Annotated in this window: 17 protein-coding genes and 1 pseudogene; 12 read left to right on the forward strand and 6 right to left on the reverse strand. The window is 47.3% G+C overall.

All coding sequences use genetic code 11. The features are described 5' to 3' along the window. Positions 1-96: 96 nt before the first annotated feature. Positions 97-1,182, reverse strand: coding sequence for an alpha/beta hydrolase (locus GFH31_RS00205; RefSeq protein WP_101570709.1), 1,086 nt, complete (start codon positions 1,180-1,182; stop codon positions 97-99). Positions 1,183-1,349: 167 nt separating this feature from the next. On the opposite strand from GFH31_RS00205, the gene GFH31_RS00210 reads away from it, so the two are divergent. The 7 genes from GFH31_RS00210 (at position 1,350) to GFH31_RS00240 (ending at position 7,668) form a co-directional block, all read left to right on the forward strand. Beyond that, complete coding sequence (locus GFH31_RS00210; protein WP_118458634.1) at positions 1,350-2,246, forward strand: helix-turn-helix domain-containing protein; 897 nt, start codon at positions 1,350-1,352, stop codon at positions 2,244-2,246. A gap of 19 nt (positions 2,247-2,265) precedes the next feature. Further along, on the forward strand, positions 2,266-3,099 hold the full coding sequence (locus GFH31_RS00215) for a helix-turn-helix domain-containing protein (protein ID WP_153498035.1): 834 nt from the start codon (positions 2,266-2,268) through the stop codon (positions 3,097-3,099). Positions 3,100-3,389: 290 nt separating this feature from the next. After that, positions 3,390-4,205: a helix-turn-helix domain-containing protein gene (locus GFH31_RS00220; RefSeq protein ID WP_153498036.1), complete on the forward strand. Its 816-nt coding sequence runs from the start codon at positions 3,390-3,392 to the stop codon at positions 4,203-4,205. Positions 4,206-4,318: 113 nt separating this feature from the next. Continuing rightward, positions 4,319-4,885, forward strand: a complete 567-nt coding sequence (locus GFH31_RS00225) for a DapH/DapD/GlmU-related protein (RefSeq protein WP_118458668.1) — start codon at positions 4,319-4,321, stop codon at positions 4,883-4,885. Positions 4,886-4,887: 2 nt separating this feature from the next. Continuing rightward, positions 4,888-6,042 carry an aldo/keto reductase gene (locus tag GFH31_RS00230; RefSeq protein WP_153498037.1) on the forward strand — a complete coding sequence of 385 codons (1,155 nt, stop codon included), beginning with the start codon at positions 4,888-4,890 and terminating at the stop codon, positions 6,040-6,042. A gap of 355 nt (positions 6,043-6,397) precedes the next feature. Next, positions 6,398-6,799, forward strand: a complete 402-nt coding sequence (locus GFH31_RS00235) for a hypothetical protein (RefSeq protein ID WP_228385773.1) — start codon at positions 6,398-6,400, stop codon at positions 6,797-6,799. 155 nt (positions 6,800-6,954) lie between these two features. Continuing rightward, a complete protein-coding gene (locus tag GFH31_RS00240; RefSeq protein ID WP_153498038.1) occupies positions 6,955-7,668 on the forward strand; it encodes a flavodoxin in 714 nt (237 codons plus the stop codon). Between the two features lie 225 nt (positions 7,669-7,893). Here GFH31_RS00240 and GFH31_RS00250 read toward each other — a convergent pair whose 3' ends face one another. Genes GFH31_RS00250 through GFH31_RS00260 form a run of 3 tightly spaced genes read right to left on the reverse strand, consistent with a single transcriptional unit; the run spans position 7,894 to position 10,070 of the window. After that, complete coding sequence (locus GFH31_RS00250; RefSeq protein ID WP_153498039.1) at positions 7,894-8,502, reverse strand: flavodoxin; 609 nt, start codon at positions 8,500-8,502, stop codon at positions 7,894-7,896. Between the two features lie 27 nt (positions 8,503-8,529). Then, positions 8,530-9,210 (reverse strand): dihydrofolate reductase family protein, encoded by a 681-nt coding sequence (locus GFH31_RS00255; RefSeq protein WP_153498040.1) that lies wholly within the window; start codon positions 9,208-9,210, stop codon positions 8,530-8,532. A 14-nt stretch (positions 9,211-9,224) separates the two neighbouring features. Continuing rightward, on the reverse strand, positions 9,225-10,070 hold the full coding sequence (locus GFH31_RS00260; protein WP_118458642.1) for an SDR family oxidoreductase: 846 nt from the start codon (positions 10,068-10,070) through the stop codon (positions 9,225-9,227). Positions 10,071-10,442: 372 nt separating this feature from the next. On the opposite strand from GFH31_RS00260, the gene GFH31_RS13000 reads away from it, so the two are divergent. After that, on the forward strand, positions 10,443-10,580 hold the full coding sequence (locus GFH31_RS13000) for an HNH endonuclease (protein ID WP_118458644.1): 138 nt from the start codon (positions 10,443-10,445) through the stop codon (positions 10,578-10,580). Between the two features lie 77 nt (positions 10,581-10,657). Next, a complete protein-coding gene (locus GFH31_RS00270; protein WP_153498041.1) occupies positions 10,658-10,819 on the forward strand; it encodes a hypothetical protein in 162 nt (53 codons plus the stop codon). Positions 10,820-10,906: 87 nt separating this feature from the next. Here the strand turns inward: GFH31_RS00270 and GFH31_RS00275 are convergent. Beyond that, positions 10,907-11,464, reverse strand: a pseudogene (locus tag GFH31_RS00275) (Fic family protein); the annotation flags it as partial. Between the two features lie 462 nt (positions 11,465-11,926). On the opposite strand from GFH31_RS00275, the gene GFH31_RS00280 reads away from it, so the two are divergent. The 3 genes from GFH31_RS00280 (at position 11,927) to GFH31_RS00290 (ending at position 14,257) form a co-directional block, all read left to right on the forward strand. Next, complete coding sequence (locus GFH31_RS00280; protein WP_101570705.1) at positions 11,927-12,877, forward strand: GNAT family N-acetyltransferase; 951 nt, start codon at positions 11,927-11,929, stop codon at positions 12,875-12,877. A gap of 124 nt (positions 12,878-13,001) precedes the next feature. Continuing rightward, positions 13,002-13,346 (forward strand): cupin domain-containing protein, encoded by a 345-nt coding sequence (locus tag GFH31_RS00285; RefSeq protein WP_253906318.1) that lies wholly within the window; start codon positions 13,002-13,004, stop codon positions 13,344-13,346. A gap of 62 nt (positions 13,347-13,408) precedes the next feature. Next, positions 13,409-14,257, forward strand: a complete 849-nt coding sequence (locus GFH31_RS00290) for an RteC domain-containing protein (protein ID WP_118458654.1) — start codon at positions 13,409-13,411, stop codon at positions 14,255-14,257. A gap of 355 nt (positions 14,258-14,612) precedes the next feature. Here GFH31_RS00290 and GFH31_RS00295 read toward each other — a convergent pair whose 3' ends face one another. Continuing rightward, complete coding sequence (locus GFH31_RS00295) at positions 14,613-15,839, reverse strand: site-specific integrase (protein WP_118656565.1); 1,227 nt, start codon at positions 15,837-15,839, stop codon at positions 14,613-14,615. Between the last annotated feature and the right edge of the window lie 227 nt (positions 15,840-16,066).

A 16,066-nucleotide genomic window follows, 5' to 3' on the forward strand; every position in this document is an offset into this window, starting at 1 on the left:
CGGACGAATCATTCCCGCTCCGAGCAAATTGTCGAGATGGTCGGAATGGGCCTTAGCCGTCGCTGTTCGGTAAGCGGGATTTCGGCAATCGGAATCCTATTTTCCTTTCAAGGCTTCCTTAAAAAAAACGTCTATTTTGTCGAAAGGTATGACATCGAGGTTGTCGTAAAGATCGACGTGGTTGGCTCCGGGGATAATCAGCAGTTCCTTGTTGTCTCCCGTCAGCCGTTTGTAGGCGTCTTCGCTGAAATAACGCGAATGGGCCTCGGCCCCGTGTATCATCAGTACGGAGCTGCGTATTTCGCCGATGTAGGAGAGGATCGGCATATTGACGAATGCCAGGGAACTGGTTTTGATGATTCCCTCGTTTGAATTCGGCGACCGGCGGTGGTAGCCCCGTTCGGTCTTGTAATAGTCGTGGTATTGACGGACAAAGAGCGGAGCGTCTTCGGGAACCGGGTCGACTACGCCGCCGTTACGCTCATAACTGCCGTTGCCGTAGTCCTTGCTGCGTTGGGCGTTCAGTTGTTCGCGCAACTTGTAGCGATCGTCGGCGCTCATGGCGTCGAAATATCCGTTGGCATTCACGCGGCTCATGTCGTACATGGTGGAAGTGACCGTAGCCTTGATGCGCGGGTCGTTGGCTGCGGCATTGAGCGCGAACCCGCCCCAACCGCAGATGCCGAGAATGCCGATGCGCCCGGGATCGACATCTTCGCGGGCGGTCAGGTAATCGACCGCCGCGCTGAAATCTTCCGTGCTGATTTCGGGCGAAGTGAGGTAGCGGGGCGCGCCGCCGCTCTCTCCGTAAAACGAGGGGTCGAATGCGACGGTCAGAAAGCCGCGCTCGGCGAGGGTCTGCGCATAACGGCCCGAAACCTGCTCTTTCACCGCCCCGTAAGGGCCGCTGACCGCGACGGCGGCCAGGCGTCCCCGCGCATTCTTCGGTTTATACACGTCTGCGGCGAGCGTGATGCCGTAACGGTTGTGGAAAGTGATTTTCGAGTGTTCCACTCGGTCGCTCTGCGGGAAGGTCTTGTCCCACTCCTGCGTTAATTCCAATGTGTCCATGTCGGTCGATTTTATGTTTTTTAACGTTGTCTTTCCCGATGCCGCGACGTTCGTGAAAGCCAGAAACGTCAGCAGGCCCAATGCCGTTTTCAAAAAAACTCTGCCATCCATAATTTTCAGTTTTTATTAAACTTCCGATTGCAAAATTACCGCGATAAAACGGCGGGATTGTATACGATTTACCGATATTCATACCCGAATCCCCGATTCTGCAGTGAGGCCGTGCGCCGTTTGAATTAAATAAGTTATTTTTGCTCGAAAGAAAACCGTTCAGACCTATGGAAGAGATTATAAAACTCGACGAAGTAGACAAGTACAACAAATTTTTCGGACTCGAGACGCGGCATCCGCTGGTAAGCGTGGTCGATTTGTCGAAAGCGACGCGGTGGCCCGAGCATTTCAGGATCAATTATTGGGTGTATGCCCTTTTCCTGAAGGATACCCGTTGCGGCGACATCATGTACGGCCGTCAGAGTTACGATTATCAGGACGGGACGATCGTTAGTTTCGCGCCCGGACAGGTCGTGGAGACCGAGATGTCGCAAAATACCCGGCCGAATGCCCACGGTATCCTGTTCCACCCCGACCTGATCCGCGGAACGGCGCTCGGTCAGGAGATCCGGAATTATTCCTTTTTTTCTTACGAAACCCGCGAGGCGTTGCACCTCTCGGAAGAGGAGCGGCAAACCGTGATGGATTGCCTGTATAAGATCGAAGCGGAACTGAAGCACGGCATCGACAAGCACAGCCGCCGGCTGATTACGGCCAACATCGGGCTGTTGCTCGACTACTGTATGCGTTTTTACGAACGGCAGTTCACCACGCGCGAAGAGGTGAACAGAGACATCATCGTCCGTTTCGAACGGTTATTGGACGACTATTTCGACAGCGAGGCCCCGTTGCAGGAGGGACTGCCGACCGTCAAATACTTTGCCGACAAGGTGTTTCTTTCGGCAAACTATTTCGGCGATATGATCCGCAAGCAGACCGGACAGACCGCTTCGGAATACATTCAAAACAAGCTGATCGAACGGGCCAAAGAATCTTTGCTGTCGACCGATAAGACGACGAGCGAGATTGCCTACGGCCTGGGCTTCCAATACCCGCAGCACTTGAGTCGGATGTTCAAACGGGTTACGGGTTGCACCCCCAACGAGTTCCGCTCGCGGAAATAGTTTTTATGCGGAAAAGGCGATGAGCGACTTGCAATTTCCCGGTCTCTATATCGGCGAAGCTGCCGATCTCCGCCCGGCGCTCCCGTCCCTCGTCCGATGCGGATACTATGCGCTGGTCATGGCGGCGGATGTTTCCGAATCCGGGACGAAATACGGCCGGCAGTACTACGATTACAACTGCGGGACATTGATCTGCCGCCATCCGGACGCTGCATATGCAGGACTTCCGGCCTCCTGCCTGTGGGCGGTTGCATTCCACCCCGATCTGTTCGAGGGCTGCGTACAGGAGAAACGGGCCGAAGAGTATACGTTTTTTTCGTATGCTCCCGCAGAAGCGCTCCACGTATCCTGCGAAGAACGTCGCATCCTCACCTCCTGTTTCGACGATCTGCGCCGGGAACTCCGTCACGGTGCGGATCGCTACACGCGCGCGATTCTGACCCGGCATATCATCCGGCTGCTGGATTATACGACCCGCTTTTACGAGCGGCAGTTCATCACCCGGAATACGGCGAACGAAGCCCTTGTCTGGGAGTACGAAGCCTTTGCCGACCGCTACCTCACCGACGGAAAATGGGCGATACGGGGCCCTCTTACCGCCGCACGTTGCGCGGAACGGCTCCGGTTGTCGGAAGCTTATTTCGAAGACCTTCTCGAACAGGAACTCGGGCACACGCATCATTGCCACATGCAACTCAGGCGTATCGAGATCGCGAAACGGAAATTGCGCCTGTCACAGGAACCGCTTTGCCAGATCGTACGAGAACTCGGATTCCCTTCGGTGCAATATTTCGGCTTTCTCTTCAAGAAAATGACCGGACTTTCCCCCGGCGAGTATAAAAGAATAAATTGAGTTGATAAATTTGGACAGGTCTTGTCCGATCCTATCGGCTCTTTGTCGAAGCGGATTCCGAACGTAGATCACAACGTTGGTTACGTATTCCTGTCGCTTTATGTCGTACAGATTCTGGGTGATAAAGGAATCTTCTACGGGACATCTATTTCTATGTAAAAAACAAAGATAATGATATGTTAATACTATACAAGTCTTTTAACGTCACTAAACTCAATAGATAAAAAATGAGCTTTACAACAGATAATAATAGACGCAACTCGTTATTTTTGCAAAAAATAGAGATTGATATGGAACAACTGAATGTATTTGACTGCTCGAATGTCCTTATAGCAAGTTTTTTCACAGATGACAGAGGCTGCGCCCACGAGAATCGGGAACACACGCTGATCTACCTGTGTTCAGGCGAACTTGAAATCGAGGAACGCGGCAAGAAAACGATATTGCATCCGGGCGAGTGCGCGTTCATGCGGCGAGACAACCGCATGTGGTTACAGAAACACGCCGACGAGGAGCATCCTTACCGCTCCGTCGTGTTGAAATTCACGAAACCGTTTCTGCGGGAGTTCTACCAGACACTCGACAGAAAAGAGATTCCTATGGAATCGAAGCGTGAAAAAGTGAGCTTGCGTGTATTGCCGAATAACCGTCCGGACATCCGCAGCTTGTTTGAGTCGGTTGTCCCCTATTTCGATGCGGGCGTGAAACCCTCCGATGACGTGTTGAAACTCAAGATGATCGAGGGGGCTTATGTCTTACTAAACACGGACAAGAATCTCTACGCTTCACTGTTCGATTTCGTTGATCCGTGGAAAATAAACATCATCGACTATCTGAACGATAACTACATGTATGACCTGTCGATGGAAGAGATCGCAAGTTATACCGGTCGCAGTCTGGCGACGTTCAAACGCGATTTTGCCAAAGTTAGCGACTTGACGCCGCAGAAATGGATCATTAAACGCCGGTTGGAGGCCGCACACGAGTTGATAAAGTCCGGTAAGAAGCGGGTAACGGAAGCCTGTTTCGATGTCGGGTTCAAGAATCTTTCCCATTTCTCGAAAGTTTATAAGGAAACATACGGTTATGCTCCCAGTATGATTTGAGCTGGAAGAAAATCGGAATGAACTTCACGACAAAGTTGTTTGAGCCTCGCAGCAAAATGGTTGCGAGGTTTCCTTTTTACCTTTGCATCAGAATATTAAAAACAAAAGAAGTTATGAATGATATTTTTGCAAAGGACTTGAACGGCGAAATGGTCTCGCCTAATGACGCAGGTTACGAAAAGCTGATTGCAGACATCTTCGCCACGATGAAAACGGCGACGGAGATGAACACGGGCTATCGCACGCCTGAAGAGGTACACGAGTATATGGGGCGCATTCTCGGCAAACCGCTCGATAAGAGCACCACCGTATTGCCGCCTCTCTACATCGACTACGGCAAGCCCGTGACCGTCGGCAAGGGATGCTTCATCCAACAATGCTGTACTTTCTTCGGTCGCGGTGGCATCTCCATCGGCAATGATGTTTTTATCGGCCCGAAGGTTAATCTCATAACCATCAATCACGATGTCAATCCCGACAACCGCAGTGCCACCTACGGCCGCCCGATCGTCATTGAGGACAAGGTGTGGATCGGTATCAACTCTACAATATTGCCGGGCGTTAGGATCGGCTACGGAGCCATCGTCGGCGCCGGCAGCGTGGTGACGAGAGACGTGCCGGCCATGACCGTCGTAGCGGGCAATCCGGCAAGAATCATCAAAACGATCGAAAAGAAATAGATATGGAAGAGAAAAAGGGAATGAGCCGGCGCAGTTTTTTGAAGACTGCGGCCGCAGTAGGAGCGGCACTGACTATTCAGCCCGCAATAGATAAGGTAAAAGCCGCCAATGTCGCATTCAACGGAGAAAACGCATTGTCCACGGAAAAAGGCGGTATGCCGCACCGTACGCTCGGCACGGGCCGGGCGGCTTTCGAAGTGTCCGCTATTGGCTTCGGCGTGATGGGCATGACCTACAACCGTAGCCAGCACCCGGACAAGAAGCAGTGTATCCGCCTGCTACATGAAGCTGTGGAACGTGGCGTAACGCTTTTCGATACGGCCATCATCTACGGGCCGCTGACCAACGAGAATCTGGCAGGCGAAGCGTTGGCGGAGTTCAAAGACAGAATCAACGTGACGACCAAATTCGGACACGAAGTCATTGACGGCAAAGGCACGGGGCGTCAGGACAGCCGTCCTGCAACGATTCGCAAGTATTGTGAGGATTCGCTCCGCCGCCTGCGGCTCGACACGCTGTCTATGTTCTACCAGCACCGCGCCGACCCGAACGTGCCTGCCGAGGAGGTGGCGCAGACCATCGCCGACCTGATGAAAGAGGGCAAGGTGCAGCACTGGGGCATGTGCGAGGTCAGCGCCGACACCATCCGCCGGGCCCATACCGTATGCTCGCTGACAGCCATTCAGAGCGAATACCACCTGATGCACCGCGACGTGGAGACGAACGGCGTGCTGAACACCTGCCGCGAGCTGGGTATCGGCTTCGTGCCGTACAGCCCGATCAACCGGGGATTTCTGGGCGGTTGTATCAACGAGTACACGGTCTTCGACCCGACGAACGACAACCGTCAGACCCTGCCGCGTTTCCGGCCGGAAGCGATACGAGCCAATACGCGCATCGTGAATGTGCTACAACAGTTCGGTCGCACGCGCGGCATGACTTCTGCGCAGGTGGCTCTCGGCTGGTTGTTGCAGAAAGCCCCGTGGATCGTGCCGATTCCGGGAACCACGAAACTCTCGCATCTGGAAGAAAACCTGTGCACGCTCGATTTCGACCTCGCAGCGGAGGAGTGGCGAGAACTCGAAACAGCCGTCGTCGCCCTTCCCGTCGTGGGCGACCGCTACAACGCCGAACAGCAGCGGCAGGTGGGACGATAATGTAAAGTATTTACTATAATGGATTATCTTATGAAACCATAGTTGGCGGAGGATAGGCGGAAGACGCCACCGGTGAGGATGCAAAAGCGGTATTCCAGCGCGAAATGATTTTCCCATCGGAGAAGTGTAAAGCACTGGCATGGCGCAGCAGCCGACAGTTGGTTTGCGCACCTCGCATTTGACGTTCCCGGAGAAAAAACATCCAACGAGTGGCTCGAACCCGTAACCGACGAAGAGTACGACAAATTACAATAATCTTGAACTTACGAACGAAGTAAATTGAGCCTCGCAGCAAATACGTTGCGAGGCTTTGCTTTTACCTCTGCATCAAAGGAATAACTAAAAAATATCAGATATGAAAACGAAAATATTGCTTCTGTTCGCGTGGCTCATGGCGACTGCCACAGGATGTTCCGCTGATGAATCTCGTAAGGATTTGTCGGATATGCCTCCGGCCGAGAAACTGGAAGAACCGGTCGCTCCTGCCGGTAACCGCAAGGCACAGATCGTCTATTTCTCCCATACGGGCAATACGCGGACAATAGCCGGTTATATTCACGACATGGTAAAGAGCGATATGGTGGAACTCGAAACCGAGGATACTTATACCGATATTACGATACGCTGTTGGCGCAAATCCGTCAGGAGGTCGCAGATGAGTATTGTCCGCCGTTTGCGACACGCAGCGAAAACATGCTGGATACGGACAAACGATATGTTCCGACCTTGTTCGATTTCAGCGGAACATGCGGAATGAATCTGCTCGACCTGTTGCGAAAAGAAGAGGATGTTGAAATCAAGTGGCAAAAAATACTGAATGAGCTTTATAGCAAACTTAATTGAGCCGACGAACAAAGCCCGTTCGTCCGGCTCTGGCTATTTTTGCAATGTAAACCAGTAAAATATATGAATATGAAAAAGTTTCTGTATCTTCTTTTTGCGATGTTCATCACAGTGGGATTGAACGCCTGTTCTCCCGATGACGATCCGGAGAATGAACCCCCGACGGAAATTCCTGAAAATCCGGACGACCCCGATCAGCCGGATAATCCGGACCCCAATCCCAACCCTGACCCTGGCCCGAACCCGAATCCGAATCCGAATCCGACAACAGGAAAGACGCTCATCGTCTATTACAGTTTCACGAACAACGTGCATACCGTCGTGGGTGACCTGCGCACGCAGATCGAAGCCGATGTGATACGGGTGGAACCGGCCGAGAAAGGACTCGACTATGCAGCGAACAATTACGCCATCGGCAGTGCATTGATTCAGGCGATCCGGAACAATCCCGGCAATGCATCTTCTTATCCGGCAATCGATCCCGTAGAGGTAGAGTTCGGGCAGTACGGCACCATCATCGTGGCGGCGCCGCTTTGGTGGAGCAACATGGCGGCTCCTTTGCAGACGTTCCTGTTCAACCATGGTGCGGAGATGGTCGGTAAGCGCATCGGTCTGATCGTATCGAGTTCGAGTAGCGGCATCAGCGGCGTGGAGTCGGACGCCAAGCGGTTGATTCCCGACGGGAACTTCCTGACGCCGAGCCTCTGGATCCGTTCGTCCCAGACGTCCGACTGCCACTCGATGATAGCCCAATGGCTGGAAGATATAGGTTATACGGAATAAAATAGGAGACGGTATGAAAAAGATATTCATTCTATCGATGCTGCTTGTTCCGGTGATGGTTTTCGCGGTATCCTCGTCGCCTATTTATCAGCGACAGGAACGACGGCACGAACCGCCGAAAAACTGGCAAATGTTACGGGAATGAATTAGAAAAGCGGGATAAATAATTTAGCCCCTGCCGGATAAATTTGCGGCAGGGGCTGTTTGTGATGCACAAGAATTCCTTTATTTCAATTTATTCAGCCAGGACTGCACGGTCTTTTTTGCCTGGGCCTGCGAGTTCTGGGCGGTAGTTCCTTGAACTGCGAGACCTTTGGCAATGGTCGCGCCCTTGCAGGCTTGTTCCAAAAGACGCTCCGTGCCGGACAATCCGCTGCCCTCGTGCGTGCAGAACGGGATGACGGTCTTCCCATTCCAGTCGTGCTTTTCGATGAAGGTATAGACCGCCATCGGCATATCTCCCCACCAGTTGGGATAACCCAGGAAGATGACATCGTAATCCTCTGCGGCAATGTCCTCTTTTACGGCAGGCCGGGCCTTGTTCTCTTTTTCTGTTTTGGCAATGTCCACACAAGCCCTGTATTCATCGGGATAAGGCTTCACCGGTTCTATCTGAAACAATTTGCCATTGGTCTCTCCCGCAATCATCTCGGCAATGATGTGCGTATTGCCTTTGCTGATGTTTCCGACATTGTAATTCTCTCCGGTACGGGAGAAAAATGCCACCAATACTTTCTTGTCTTTCATTATATTCTCTTTTGGTGCAGTGTTTTGTGCGAATGCGGAAATCCCGCATATGCAAAGCACGGTTAAAATCGACAGAATCTTTTTCATGATTTCATACTGTTTTCGGAGGTTGTATTATTTACACCGATAACGAATCCAGACCGTTTCCGTTCCGGCTATCCGCTCGACACTTTGCAGTTTCAAATGATAGGGTGCTTCACTCTTCCAGGTGCAGCCGTCAAACAGGGCGGTCTGTCCCTTGCGGCCGTCAATACCCGAAGCCAGCAACAGGCTGACTTCATCGATGAGTCCGGCTTCAAGAAAGCCTCCGTTGATATTGCCTCCACCGACAATAATCAAACGTTTCACATCGAATTGTTCGCTTAAAATATCCGTTGCACGGTGCAGGTCGATGCGCTCTTTTCCCGTCGCTATCCATGATACATTGTTCTTGCGAAGCATCTCAAGATGGGGTTCCGGCACGTTCTCGCTCATCACCACAAGCAGGGGATGCCCGTCCGCCTCGCCGGATGCCATCTGCAACCGTCCGTGGGTATTGACGATGACGGTGTACTCCCCGCTTTCCACTGCTTTGTGGACAGACTCTTTGCCAAGTCTCGCACCGGCATACCCGGAAATTTCCTCCTTTACTGCGGTACATTCAAGCGCGGCCGTCACCCGACCGGATAATTTGGAACTCGAACCGAAACTTTCCAATGTGGTGTAATACTCTTCACCGCTGATCTGTGCCACCATCGGACAGTCGATTCTTCCGTCGATGGATGCCACCATGTGGCAAATAATATAAGGTCTCATAACTTCTTTATATTTTATTTGTTATCTGTTTTTTCAGGTTTCAACTCTCCGTAGAAATAGGCCGCGGTGGCCCCTCCGTCGATGAGAAAATCGGAGCCCGTGATAAACGCTCCCCGGCCGCTCATCAGTAGTTCGGCGACATTGGCCACTTCGTCTGCCGTTCCGGGACGACCTGCCGGACATTTGGCGAACATGTTCTTGTAAAATTCGCCTCTCGGACCGTTGAACTCGTCGATAGCCAAAGGTGTTACGATGATACCCGGCGAGATGGAATTGACACGCGCTCCCCGTTCTCCCCATTTTACGGCCTCCGCCATGACACGCTTCACGTTGCAGCGTTTCGCCATCTGGTAGGCGTGCAGGGTGTCGCGGATGCGGTCCGGTTGCAACATATCCAATGCAAGCAGCGCGTCAGTCGGAGTGGTGGCGAGCAGCTCGTCCTCTTCCGGAGTGAGAGCCGGCATACGGTGTCCCGACTGACTGGAGATGGTAACCCCGACACCGCCGCACCCGATTACCTTGCCAACTTCTTCCAGCAAGAGGGCCGTTCCATACAAATCCACCCTCAAAATGGTTTCAATGGGTGCCTGACTGGGAGATACGCCCGCAGCATTAACAAGCATTGAAATCTCACCAAACTTTTGGGCTTCGGCAATCATGTTCAAAATGGATTCCCTTGAAGACAAATCCATCTCTACGGGACTCGTATCAAATCCTGCTTCATTCAAAATCCTGCTGACACTTTCCGCATTTTTCTGCGTCCTGTCGCCCACTACGATTTTCTTTCCGTAGCCCATTCTTCGAGCTATTGCCATCCCTATCTGACCGGCTCCGATTAAGAGCATTACTTCTGTATTCATATAACATTCAGGTATTTTTTATTTTGCAAAAATAGCGGATAAAGTATATATAGATGATAGACGGATTACGGATAAGTTTACCTAAATTACGGTTCTTGATTTTTTCAGTTTATAGGTTCCATTGCAAATCCTTATTTTTGTATCCGAATTAAGCGTAAATGAGGATGAATGAGAGAGTAAAGGAATTTAGAATAGACATGCGCCAACCTGAAGAAGCCGATCCCGCCGAGGGTATTCGTTGCACACAACTGTGTTTCAGAATCAATCACACCATGCCGATGACGGACGAGTATGACCGGCTTGTATCCGGAACTGTTTGCCGGTAATATTTTGAGTCGCTGCGGCGACACCGGATAGTACGAGACCGTCGGATTGCTCATCGTCCCGATCAATCGAGGCGGCGCGAAGCTCGATATGGCCAATCTTCAGAGCCTTTGTTATCCGTGCCATAACCGCGTCGGGCATCGAATCGCACACGAGATAACCAACACTTGGTTGCCTATGATATAAACCGATGAAAATGGGCGTGCGGTTGTGGTTTGCAAGCGAAAAAATGGAGCCGCCTGCGCCCATTATGAAAACCGAATATGAGAACGACACTGAACCTGACGCAGATCGTGGAGGAGTGGCTCGCCGAGACGGACATCCTTACGGCGACGAAGGCCGCCGCCGTAAGGTGGCCCGCATCGACATATTCGAGACTTCGATACCTAATTAATGGACGCACGGTCATCCATATCCCAGCGTAAGGGCAAAGTAGATAAACGCGATACGGTCGCCGTGCCGGGGATGATCGCGGAGCAGGACAGTTGTAACGTTTGGGGGCACGAATAGAATCAATACTTGATCTTGAAATAGTCGAGTATCGCCTTATCGTTATCTTGTGCGTTAAGACAGGTATCCGTTAGATACTCTTTTACTTCGGGCCAGCGTTGCAAGTCTCGGTAATAAAACATCTTCAGGTCGTCGGTGATGATGAAAGACACGATGCCGTTTGCGAGGCACTCTTTGAAGAGGAGGAGCCGACCGACACGACCGTTGCCATCCTGAAACGGATGTATGGATTCGAAACGCTGATGCAGGTCGAGCAGATCGGCGAACGACTTTTTCGATTTGGCGTTGTATTCGGCAAGCAGGGCTTTCATTTCGCGTCGCACATTTTCCGGTGCGGTGGTTTCGGTACCGCCTACCTCATTTGGTAGGCGTTTGTATTCTCCGACGGCGAACCACTCCTTGCGGCTGTTCGATGTTCCCGATTTGAGTATTGCGTGCAATTCTTTGATAAGAGATTCGGTAATCCTCTCCTTGGCACGATCGATAATGAGGTCGATGCAACGGAAATGATTTGTCGTCTCTATGATATTGTCTGTACGCACGCTCTCGCCCTCGATTCCGTCAATAACGAAAAATCCTCACAACATCAATGTTGTGAGGATTTTGCTTGATTTTTCTTCCTAAGGCTTGCTTAAGTTGTGATCCGCCTGGGTTATGAACCAAACGTTATTTCTTCCTCAATATCAGTACTTTCGGAAATTTTGGCTTTGCATCCGTCACGCTTTAGTCCTTAAAAACTGTCTGCTCTTGTCCGGTGTCTGTCTGCCAACATCTTGGGTTCAAATGTACGCATTATTTTTGAATTTTGCAAACCGTTGAAAATAAACATTCTAAGGTTAGTGTAAGGTGCAAGCTATATATATAAATATATACTTGCACCTTGCACTAAAATTTGTAGGCATAAATTCTCAAAATAAACTTATTACTTGCCAAGAGAGAAAAATATTTTCTGTATTTCTTTTGCAGATAAAAGTTTGTTTTATACTTTTGTGTAATCAATTACGTTTTTAATAACATATAATATGGGATTTTTTGAAAAAACAGGTAAAATGGCTATTGGTAGCAGATTACGTATGCTTACCGATAAGGTTACAGCTGACGCATCTCAAATTTATCAATTGTATGATGTGGATATAAAACCTAAATGGTTTCCCGTCTTTTTTGTATTATCTGATGGAGAAGCTAAGACGATAACGGGTATTGCCAAAGAAATAGGTCATACTCACCCGTCAGTGAGTAATATTGTAAAAGAAATGGATGCAAAGGGGCTAATAAAAGAAATAACGGACAAAACAGACAAAAGAAGAAATGTTATTGTTCTGTCTGATAAAGGAAAAGAAATGGCAGATATTTTATCTACGCAATGCTCTGATGTAGCAACCGCAATCGAGAATATATCAAAAGAAACACGTAATGATTTATGGAGAGCTATTGAAGAATGGGAAGAATTACTTTCTGAGAAAAGTTTATTTCAACGGGTGAAAGAGGCGAAAAAGGCAAGAGAAAGCCATGATATACAGATAGTTTCTTATACCCCAAGTTTTCAAGCTATATTCAAATCGTTGAATGAGAATTGGATAACTGCCCATTGGCGTTTAGAAGCACATGATTTGGAATATCTTGATTATCCTCAACAAAATATTATTGATAAAGGTGGATATATTTTTGTTGCGACTTACAAAAACGAACCAGTTGGCGTATGTGCTCTCTGTAAAATGGATGATTTAATATTTGATTACGAATTGGCAAAACTTGCTGTCAGTCCAAAAGCACAAGGGAAAGGTATTGGCATTCTGTTATGTAAGGCTGCTGTAAATAAGGCAAAAGAACTTGGAGCCAAGAAATTATTCCTTGAAAGCAACACACTGTTAAAACCTGCTATTCATATATACAAAAAGATAGGATTTAAAGAACTTTCTGAATATCATCCTGCTTATGAAAGAGGTGATATTCAAATGGAGCTGACAATATAAATCGACAATATTTATGCTTAGTAGATTATTCGTTTTGAATGTAGCTAATTTATGTAGTTGTCCTTTTAATGAAAACATATTGAAAACAAATAACGAAAAAGCAATTAATCTAAAAAGTAGAAAGATGACAAAGATAAAAATTGTGGTACACAAAAAAGATGCCTTGAAAAAAGTATTTAAAGGTGTTTCATTGGATTCTTTGGCAATTGGTGAAAAGTCAATGGTAGCCAAGATGAATTATGTAAAAGGTAATTTCGCCACAACGCATCAACACCCGCATGAGCAATGCGGCTATGTTATTTCAGGTGAATACCGATTGAAAGTGGAAATACCGGAAGAAAATATTGATATATTGCTTCATGCAGGCGATAGCTATGCTATTCCGGGGAACACGCCCCATTCGTTTGAAGTTATTGAAGGTGGTGAGGTTGTTGATGTGTTCACTCCTCAACGAGAAGATTACTTGTAATAATTGAGAATCCACCTTGCTGTTGATTTTAGCAAGGTGGATGACTTACAAAAGAATTACAGATGAAAGAGAAACTTTCCCAAATATTAGTTCTAATAGATTCAGAAATAGATGAAATTGACCTCTACGGTTATGATATTATTCCGACTTCTCTTTCAATGGTGCATCGGTTACAAGACGTATTGAATGATTTAAGAAATCAATTACAAACTTATGTTTTCCCTACTAAGGAAGATGAAATATCATTCTTTAAGTCCCAGAAGCCGGAAATACTTGGTCGATTATTGTATTTTCATAAAATATATCGTATAGAAACGCAATGTCCTAATGGTAGTAATGAAGCCGTTAGAAGCTATCTTAATAAGGAATTGGACAATCTGACCTATTTCTTCAATAGGAATTTAGATTTTTATCAGTATTATCGTTCACATTCAACCATATATGATGAATACTATTTTGTTCGTGGAAAGGCTGATTTAAGATTATGTACGGATAGCGTACAACTTGACAAAGATCCAAAATTCTCAACTGGATATGATTACAAGGTCGCAAAAATTATAGCCAATGAGATGTTACGTATTTATTTAAATAAGAGGTTAGTTAAACTGGAAACCGATAATCTTGTAGAAGATAACCTGCAAAAAGGCACGAAATGTCCTTTTCGTTTCACGGGTAAAAAAGTTTTTCTTATAGAATTGGGTTATTCTCTTGTTTCTTCGGGGGACATTAACAATGGAAATGTGGAAATTAAAGAAATAATGAACTTTCTCGGCACAGTGTTTCAAGTGGAATTAGGGGATTATTATGCTGCTTATATTGCCATGAAAGAACGGAAGAAAGACCGGACGGCATATCTTACCCGTTTGCAAGATTGTCTGATTAAGCGTATGGACAAAGATGATAGCAAATAATATTTTTTTCTTTTCGCAAGTAATTATGTTCTTGCAATAAATAAACCATTCAGTATTTCAATCAATATTGAATGGTTTATTGTTTTCATTCAATATTGCCATATTGAAATCTTGCTTTCAATCAATCAAGCTATCAATATTTCAATAAAACAAGATTGCAGAATTACAAAAATAAACTCATCGGTCGGGGAACGCCCAGCGGCAAGGGGCGGGACCACCCATCCCGACGAGCGAAAAAATCTTTAGTTGGGGAATCTCTTTCTTCTATTGGCAAACGACTTCGGAGTGAATTTGCCCAAGGTGTGATTTGTGTGCCACAAATCACACCTTGCTGTTATCTGACGATAACATAGTTTCATCGGCTGGCAGTCCTGTGTGGAACATCCAACTTTTGAGCCAATATTTCCATGTCGCTACTTACTTTCAAATTGGTAATCCTCGCATAAATTTGAGTGGTTCTGATATTGGTATGTCCCAAAATCTTAGATACCGTTTCAATGGGAACACCATTGGCAAGCAGCACCGAAGTCGCACACGAATGTCTTGCAACGTGGTAGGTCAAGGTCTTTTCAATTCCGCAAATGGCTGCGATTTCTTTTAAGTAATCATTCATTTTCTGATTGCTGATAACTGGTAAAATCTTACCGTTTGGCAATTTGTCTTTGTCCTTTTCCAATATGGCTTTTGGTATATCCAGCAATCGGACGGTAGATGTAACATTTGTTTTGTGTCTTTTCCGTATAATCCACAAATTACCGTCAAATCCGGTGCGAATGTTCTCTTGTCTTAGTTCGCATACATCAATGTAAGAAAGTGCCGTATAGCAGCTAAAAATAAACAAGTCACGCACTTGTTCCAGTCGCTTGGTGCTGAACTCGTGATTGTAAATAGCGGTAATTTCTTCCATAGTCAGATAATCCCTATCGGTACGTTCAAACCTTACCCGATAACTCCCGAAAGGGTCGGCAGTCACTAAACCCGTATTCTTGGCAAAGTTTACCACCGTGCGAAAGCGTTGTACGAACTTCATAGCCGTATTATGGCTACATCCGTAGTTGTTCTTGATATACAGCAGGAAATCTTCAATGAATACCACATTTATATCTTTTATGAGCATGTCGGAAACGGAGTACTTGAACTTCATAAACTCGATAAGCCGTTTCTTTGTCAGTTCATAACGTGAATAGGTTTTGTCTGTGGTATTCATTTTGACCTTTTGTAAATACTGCTCGTTGTGCTGTTTGAAGAACTCTATCAAAGTCCGTTCTCTTGCTATCTTGCCTAAAAAAGCGTTCTTTACCAGTTCTGCGGTTACATATCCGTCTTGCGCCATTAACGCATGGTAATGTTGATGAACTGTGCTGCGAATACTTTCCAGCATGGAATTGATGTGTACGGCTTCTGCGGTTCTGCCGGAAGCCTTGCCTAATTCCACGCTCCAGTGAGCCGGATTTATTTCCAGTTTGGTGTTAAACTGGGCTACAACTTGGTCGATAGTGATACGTGCGATAATCGGTGCGTTACCGTTCTTCTTTACTGCATTTCGTTTGACGAAATAGAGTAGCTTAAAAGTACTTCTCATAATCTCTTTTTTTAGTTACAAACTTAAATTGATAAACTGAAAATGAGATATTTGCAGTACGGACAAATCAAGACAACAAACCGCCAATTTTGGACATTCCGTGACCTAAAATCTTAGAGGGTGGACAGGTCATGAATTGGTCACAAAAGTGTGTCATTTTGTGACCTTTTCGTGTCTTAGGTCACAGACATTATACAAAGAAAAACTCCTACAATACCTTGATATTG

Source organism: Alistipes sp. dk3624, assembly GCF_009557455.1.
GTDB classification, from domain to species: domain Bacteria; phylum Bacteroidota; class Bacteroidia; order Bacteroidales; family Rikenellaceae; genus Alistipes_A; species Alistipes_A hominis.